The following is a 7,021-nucleotide window of genomic DNA, read 5'->3' as shown; positions in this document are numbered from 1 at the left end:
CATTTTTCATGCCTGAGGGTGGCGCAAAATATTTTCACGCGCCATGGGCATTTGATGACTGACGGGTTGTTATGGGAGGGGTTAATTATGTGGTTTCAGAAACAGGTTCACCTTCGTCCCTACCCCAGAGGGTTTCATCTGGTTACGGCGGAAATTATTGGCCAGTTATCGGAGTTAGAGCACTATAAAACCGGGCTTTGTCATATCTTTTTACAGCATACTTCTGCTTCACTGACGCTCAATGAGAATGCTGACCCCAATGTCCGTCATGATATGGAAGCCTTCAGCAATCATTATATACCTGAAAATGAACAGTATTTTCTCCATGTGATAGAGGGCAGTGATGATATGCCAGCCCACATTAAATCCAGCCTGTTTGGTGCCGATGTAATCTTCCAATCACAGATGGTTCGCTGGCTTTGGGTGTATGGCAGGGCGTATGGCTGGGAGAACACAGAGACAGTGGTGAAAGTCGTAATTTAATCATCACTTTACACGGTGAAAGTTATACGTAATGATAAAAAACAAGTATTAATCATTTATTTTTTATAAAGGAGTGGTTAGGCCAAACTGGCATTTTAATACTGCTGTACTATAACTATAAAAATTGAACAAGAAGTCAATTTCAACATTTCGGAACGGAAATTCCGAAAACCAGTACCTGGAGGACATAGCCATGGCACGGAAAAAGCCGACTAAAGCTGCTGCTGGTTTTGATGGCGCTGATATAGGATTTCTGGGGAGCCGAGACGAACCTGCTGAAGAGAGAACCGTCGAGTCTCGGAAAAAACTCAGAGCAAGTCTGGATGCCCAAGTAGAAGAGTTTTTAAAGAAAGGAGGCCAGATTGAGAAAGTGCCATCGAACATTACTGCAGACCCACCGAAAAAACCCTCCGGTGAATATGGTAACAGGCCAATTTAGTTTAAACGTTAAAGCCCGGCACTTGCCGGGTTTTTTTCTTTAACTAACAGATATTACGCAACATGTAGTGCCTGATGACAAAATACCACTGACGGTAATAAACGACAGTGAGCTGCGTAACTACAGTTAAACTAACTCTACCCAACTACCACCCTCGTAAGGCGATAGTTCTCCAATAGGCTCCAGAGACAATTCAAGTCTTGCCGCGACGTTATGGAAGGCTTCTGCCGCTGCGGGGTCTACCGCAACCAACAGTCCACCACTGGTTTGAGGATCACAGAGAATGTGTTTCTGCTGCTCGGTCATGTTGGCAGCCTTATAGCCATAGCTGGTATAGTTTCTTTCTGTTCCACCGGGAATACAGCCCTGCTGACGATAGGCTTCGACATGAGGGAGCAGTGGCAGCTGGTCGGTGTACAGTGTGGCTTTTACCTTGCTGCCTTCACAAACCTCCAGCAGATGGCCAAGAAGACCGAAACCGGTAACATCGGTGATTGCACTGATGCCATTGAGCAGAGACAGGTCGGCACCCATGGTGTTCATTATACACATGGAGTCCCGGGCAATATGCCGGTGCTCATGCTGCAACAGTTTTTTCTTTTGCGCTGTTGTGAGAATGCCAACACCAAGAGGCTTGGTCAGATACAGCTTGTGACCGGCCTGAGCCTGATCATTTCTTTTCAGGTGCTCAAGAGATACACGACCAGTGACAGCAAGTCCGAAAATGGGTTCAGGAGCGTCGATACTATGACCGCCAGCCAAAGCTATGCCGACATCTGCACAGGCCTGACGACCACCGTCAACTACTTGGGCTGCAACTTCCGGCGGTAACTTGTTAATAGGCCAGCCAAGAATAGCAATGGCCATTAAGGGTGTGCCACCCATGGCATAAATATCGCTGATGGCATTGGTGGCAGCAATGCGACCAAAATCGAGTGGATCATCGACAATAGGCATAAAGAAATCAGTGGTGCTGATGATCCCTTCACCGTTTCCAAGGTCAACAACGGCTGCATCATCTTTGCTGGCATTACCCACTACCAGGTCAGGAAACTCTGGCAGGGCGAGTTTGGTTTGCAAAATACGGTCAAGAATCTGTGGTGAAATTTTGCAACCACATCCCGCTCCATGGCTGTATTCTGTGAGCTTAAGATCCTTCATCAAAACTTCCTCTGGGCTAACGCTTGAAAAGCGGGTGCTTTAGCACCGTGCATCTTTTCATTAAAAAATGTTCTGCAGGTATTTCACCAAGTATTTCTGCAGGTATTGTAGTCTGGAACTCTCCCCGGGCACTATATTGCGTTGTCCATGCCCGGTTAGCCAGAAGTATTCGATGCTCTATGGACAGCTACTTATCCGGGTTGATCAAGATCAAAGAAGAATAGCGATAGAATTAGGAGAATCAGGTGGGAGCACTCACTTTGCCTTGTTCTTCTGTCGATGATTTGCTGCAGCAACAGTCAGCAGCGATGCAACAGTGGTTTGCCAGCGGTGGGCAAAAGATCGAAGGTCTGGTTGTTCGCAAGTTTCCCGCCTGGCTGGAATCGGATCAGTTTATTACAGCAGATTCAGGTGCCCAGTTTAATACCGCACGCTTTCGCCTCATGATGCGCAATAAACGTGATATCTGGCGAGTTAATATGGATATGATCTTTCATCCCGGGGCGCGGCTATTGGATGACGGCTCAACCGTCGGTCCCGGCCTATTGTTTAATGTGCTGGATGATGAAGATCACGGTATTCTGATTGCTTATTTTCAGGCAGATATTCGCAGGTTCAATAACACCTGAGCAGTGGTGTTTATACTGGTTTAGGAAGCTGGCGAAAAGTCATCACATCAATCGAATTTTTGCCTATAAGGAATTCGAAGCGGAGATTGATTGACTTATTGCCAGTGGTTTTGTGGATAATTAACCAAATGGAATAATATCTTCTGACCGGTCACCTGAACATAAGTGCAGCTTTTTGAGTAACAAAAAAGCTGCCGAATAACATGGTCACCTTTTTGCCTTATTCAGCCATGCCTGTGAAAAGGACTGTAGCAGCGGGAGCAAAAGTGCCCAGATAATAGCCAGAATCATCAGTGTCTGCCACAATGGCTGGGCCAGTGTGACATCACTCATTTTTGACCCTGCCAGATAGCTTGATGGCCCCCCAAAAAATCCGAGTACGGCGCCGTAAAGCTTGTGGGTTCGAGTCCAGTCAAGGCTGTGCCGGAGAGTTGTGGCAAATATCAGCCACAGGCAGGCTAGCCAGAGTGGTAAAATACGACTACCGCCATCCAGTTGAGACTGAAACTTCAGGATTTCCAGATTTCCAAGAAAGCTATCGATAGCGCACCCTAGCAGAAAGGTAAGTGCCAGTATTTGTTTTTCCCTCTGCCAACTGCCGATCCACACCAGGTGGATCAAAAGAATCATCACGGCTGCCGCCAGGGCAATTTGATTACCCCCGAAAACGCAGGCAAACCAGCCAAGCTGGAAAAGCAGATAATTAGCAATCAGTTTTATTTTGTCCGTTGTCATCATTATTGAAAACACCGATGGGTGACCAGGTCAGGATATCCCGAATGGTTCTATCCTACAGGCATGCAAGGTGATTTTGGCACATTTTACCTTATTAATTAGCCGAATCATGACTGGAAATTCTGTATGCTTTTTGTAAAAAAACCAAATAACAATTCAATCAATTCTACTCTTGTGATGGGCCAGCTGATTCAATTTGCCTTCCACTGACTAATTTTAATATCCCTCATGAGGGTAAAAACAATTATTCACTAATCGGGAGGTAAGTAGCTGGCCATATGGAATCGTATATTTCTGGCTAAGTGGGCAGTTACTATGCAAGGCTCAACTCACCGGGCATCGCCGTAGATATGTGACCGAAGTTGCAACGCCGCACCACGGGGAGCCAGCGCAACGCAGGAGCAATTGCCGAGAGTGACTGATCACTTGGCCAAAAAATGAGTGTAAATGGTTAATTGCCCAAGTAGTCCATTGTCTGCATACAGAATTCAATATCCTGATTCCGGGTGCAGCTAACAGATAAACTTTATTCAGGAGTAAACGGTAATGACACCGACTCGTGCAAGTATTTCCTCACTTTCCAATAACCTTTCTGAACTGACAACGCAATCCGAAGATCAGTTCACCTCAAATGATTGCAGTGCGCCCTTTGAGGGAAAACAAGTCTCCGTTGCTGATAAAAAAAAAACCGGATTTTGTCACACAATGGTTCTCACCAGATCGGCTATTCTTGAGCCGCCTTATAACGCTGATCACTATCCCACCGATCAGTTCAAAAAGGTGTCCCTGTTTGAATACAGCGTAATCACAGCGGTTCAGCAGGCTGATCCGAAAATGAAGTTAAAAGAAATCTTTTGTGCAACGGACAAGAGCGCCGCCCATGTCAGTGATGTTTTTCGAAGGATGATGAATATGGCATACACCCAAAACCAACTGTCCCTTGTCAAAGAAGTTGCCGAATTACCCCAGGCTAATGCCTATCTGGCGGAGTTATTATCCGGCAACCATCCACATCCCATCGAACAGGCCAAATTTCTAATGCAGGCCGGTGTTGACCCTGATGCAGGGGCATCATCAGGACAACAATCGCCCTTGCATGTGGCAGTCGAAAATCTGAAAGGTGAAGCATACCCTGAGGATGTTGAAGCTGCGTTTACTGGTAGAAAGCGCGAGGAGTATCACAACAGAATGAAAAGATACGTTGGGGTGGCCAAGGCACTTTTAGACGCCGGGGCGAAACCCGATCTACGCAATGAATATGGATCCACCCCGTTGCAATTATTCGCCAGACGTACAATTTGTGAAGAAACACGTCCTTATTCCTTTGAACTCTTTAATTATCTGCTCAACACCGCCAAGGCAGACCCTGATGGCAATACTACAGGAAAAAAGACACCGCTCTAAGCAGCCGCAAGCCATGTTGATTCAGGGTGTGTTCAGATGCTGCTGACAGCTGGGGCTGATGTCAACGCCGGGGCAAGAGATACGCCTCTGCATGCTGCCTCTGCACGCCGTTTAGGTGCGAAGATAGTACCTGTGCTCCTTGATCTGGGGCAAACTGACGAAACTAAGCAAATGTCTCGCTAAAATGAACAAGCCATTTAGCAGACGACTTTAACCAGCTATCAGTTAAAAATACGATTTTTTCAGGCTGAAGATTTCATAGCGTCGAATTGCCCGGTCGTAGCCCGGCCGGTGATCAGGAGAATGCCCGGGAGTAAGCAATTGATACCAACGGGTCGTTAAGAGTCTACATGCAGAATTCAATACCTTGGTTCCGAATGTAGTTAATTGCAAACTATTATTTCAGGAGAAACAACAATGACACCGACACATGCAAGTATGTCCTCGCTTGCCACTAATTTTATTGGACTGACAACAAAATCCGAAGAAAAGGATGACGGCCCCTATGAGGGAAAACAAGTTACCATTCCCGCTCAAGATAATCCGGGTTTTTTGGTCACAGGGTTTCTCACCAAATCGGCTATTCTTCAGCCACCTTATAACGCTGATCACTTTGAACAGAACCACTACAAAATGGTGTCCCTACTTGAATCCAGGGTAATCACAGCCATTAATCAGGACGCCTCGGAAACGCAAATAAAAGAGATCTTTTGTGAAGGGTTCAAAAATTCCGCCGATGCCCAAGATGTTTTGCGAAGGATGTTCAATAGAGCACACGCCAAAAACGACCTGTCACTTGCCAGCGCAGTCGCCACATTACCTGCAGCGAAAGCCTATCTGGTTGAGCTATCATCCCGCAAACAATCACCCGACGGACTGGTCAAATTTCTTTTGCAGGCAGGGGTAGACCCGAATGCCGGAGCCACCGGGAAGCAGACACCCCTTTACCAGGCGGCTGAAAGCGGGAATATGGCAGTGGTTGACCATTTACTGCAGGCAAATGCTGACCCGAATGCACAGGCATCGGGGGAAGAAACGCCCCTGTATCGGGCAGCCATAACATTGAGTAAGCAGGAGAAAATGTATAAAGATGTCAGAATTGTAGCAGGTGTGTCTGCCGAACTGGGATATTTAAAGCAGTATTGCAACAAAATGGAAAATTGTGTTGAGGTGGTCAAAAAACTGATAGAAGCCGGGGCTGATCCTGATCCACTGGATGCACAAGGGCGTACTCCGCTGACATTATTGACCAAAAATGCAACTTTTCCTCAAGAAGATTACTACAAGTGGTCCTTCCAACTCTTCAAGTATCTGCTCAATACAGGCAAGGCAAATCCTAATGGCAATACTTCAGGTAAAAATACACCTCTCTATATCGCAGCCTTATCCAAATCTCTAGCATTCCCTCCAACGTGCCTGGAGATGCTGCTTGACGCGCATGCTAATCCTGATGCCCTGGCTAAAGGGAGAGATACGCCTCTGTACGCAGCGGCCGCCCTGGGTACACCCGGCAGCGGTGCGGAAATAGTGCGGCTTCTCCTTAAGGCTGGAGCAAATGCAGATGCTTTCAGCACCGGAAAAGATACACCACTGTATGGCGCCATTGCCGGGCAAGAGGATTCCGAAGAAGGCTATTTTTCTGGTAGCAATGCTGGCTATAATAAAAGTCCTTTTGTGGAAAACAGAATCGCTGTGGTCGAGCAACTTCTGACGAAAGCGGATGCTAATGCCAATGCAGTCGGCAAGGAAACCCCACTCTATGCAGTGGTAACGGGTTATCAATCAGACCCGGGTATGGTTAGCCTGCTCTTGTCAAAGGGTGCTGACCCGAACGCAAAAGCCAAAGGGGAAGAAACACCGTTGCGACATGTGCTTGAATTTATTCTTCAGAACAAGAAGGACAAAACGTCTATAAAAATGGCGATAAATCAGGTGATTAACCCCCTTGCGGATTATGGAGCTGATCCTGATGCAGGGACTAAACAAGAGGAGAAAAAGCCGCGCTCTATTGCCAAAAATATTGGCAATAAGCAATTGAGCAAATGCCTCGCCAAAATGAGCGATGAATTCCGAAAAAGACATTAAGGATTTAATAAGTTCCCGATTTCCGTTCATCCTGAGCTTGTCGAAGGGTAGTGCCACCGAACTTCGACAAGCTCAGTCCAGTCAG

Annotated in this window: 6 protein-coding genes and 2 pseudogenes; 6 read left to right on the top strand and 2 right to left on the bottom strand. The window is 46.7% G+C overall.

Translation table 11 applies throughout. The annotated features are described in order from the left end of the window. Nucleotides 1–87: 87 nt before the first annotated feature. Both KDK14_RS17250 and KDK14_RS17245 read left to right on the top strand, forming a co-directional pair. Nucleotides 88–515: pseudogene (locus KDK14_RS17250) on the top strand (secondary thiamine-phosphate synthase enzyme YjbQ). 161 nt (nucleotides 516–676) lie between these two features. Next, nucleotides 677–922, top strand: a complete 246-nt coding sequence (locus KDK14_RS17245; protein WP_257266424.1) for a hypothetical protein — start codon at nucleotides 677–679, stop codon at nucleotides 920–922. A 126-nt stretch (nucleotides 923–1,048) separates the two neighbouring features. Here KDK14_RS17245 and selD read toward each other — a convergent pair whose 3' ends face one another. After that, a complete protein-coding gene (gene selD, locus KDK14_RS17240) occupies nucleotides 1,049–2,086 on the bottom strand; it encodes a selenide, water dikinase SelD (RefSeq protein ID WP_257266423.1) in 1,038 nt (345 codons plus the stop codon). 242 nt (nucleotides 2,087–2,328) lie between these two features. On the opposite strand from selD, the gene KDK14_RS17235 reads away from it, so the two are divergent. Then, the gene (locus tag KDK14_RS17235; protein ID WP_257266422.1) at nucleotides 2,329–2,712 is read left to right on the top strand and encodes a hypothetical protein; all 384 of its coding nucleotides are present in this window, start codon (nucleotides 2,329–2,331) and stop codon (nucleotides 2,710–2,712) included. 207 nt (nucleotides 2,713–2,919) lie between these two features. Here KDK14_RS17235 and KDK14_RS17230 read toward each other — a convergent pair whose 3' ends face one another. After that, the gene (locus KDK14_RS17230) at nucleotides 2,920–3,450 is read right to left on the bottom strand and encodes a DUF2878 domain-containing protein (protein ID WP_257266421.1); all 531 of its coding nucleotides are present in this window, start codon (nucleotides 3,448–3,450) and stop codon (nucleotides 2,920–2,922) included. Between the two features lie 543 nt (nucleotides 3,451–3,993). Between KDK14_RS17230 and KDK14_RS17225 the strand changes: the two genes are divergently transcribed. The 3 genes and pseudogenes from KDK14_RS17225 (at nucleotide 3,994) to KDK14_RS17220 (ending at nucleotide 6,936) form a co-directional block, all read left to right on the top strand. After that, nucleotides 3,994–4,851, top strand: coding sequence for a hypothetical protein (locus KDK14_RS17225; protein ID WP_257266420.1), 858 nt, complete (start codon nucleotides 3,994–3,996; stop codon nucleotides 4,849–4,851). Nucleotides 4,852–4,860: 9 nt separating this feature from the next. Further along, nucleotides 4,861–5,034, top strand: a pseudogene (locus KDK14_RS21845) (hypothetical protein); the annotation flags it as partial. Nucleotides 5,035–5,268: 234 nt separating this feature from the next. Then, nucleotides 5,269–6,936 (top strand): ankyrin repeat domain-containing protein, encoded by a 1,668-nt coding sequence (locus KDK14_RS17220; RefSeq protein WP_257266419.1) that lies wholly within the window; start codon nucleotides 5,269–5,271, stop codon nucleotides 6,934–6,936. Nucleotides 6,937–7,021 lie beyond the last annotated feature (85 nt).

It is taken from the genome of Endozoicomonas sp. ONNA2 (assembly GCF_024606365.1).
GTDB lineage: Bacteria > Pseudomonadota > Gammaproteobacteria > Pseudomonadales > Endozoicomonadaceae > Endozoicomonas.
The sequence above is the reverse complement of the archived record's forward strand: the minus strand, read 5'-3'. Positions and strand labels throughout refer to the sequence as shown.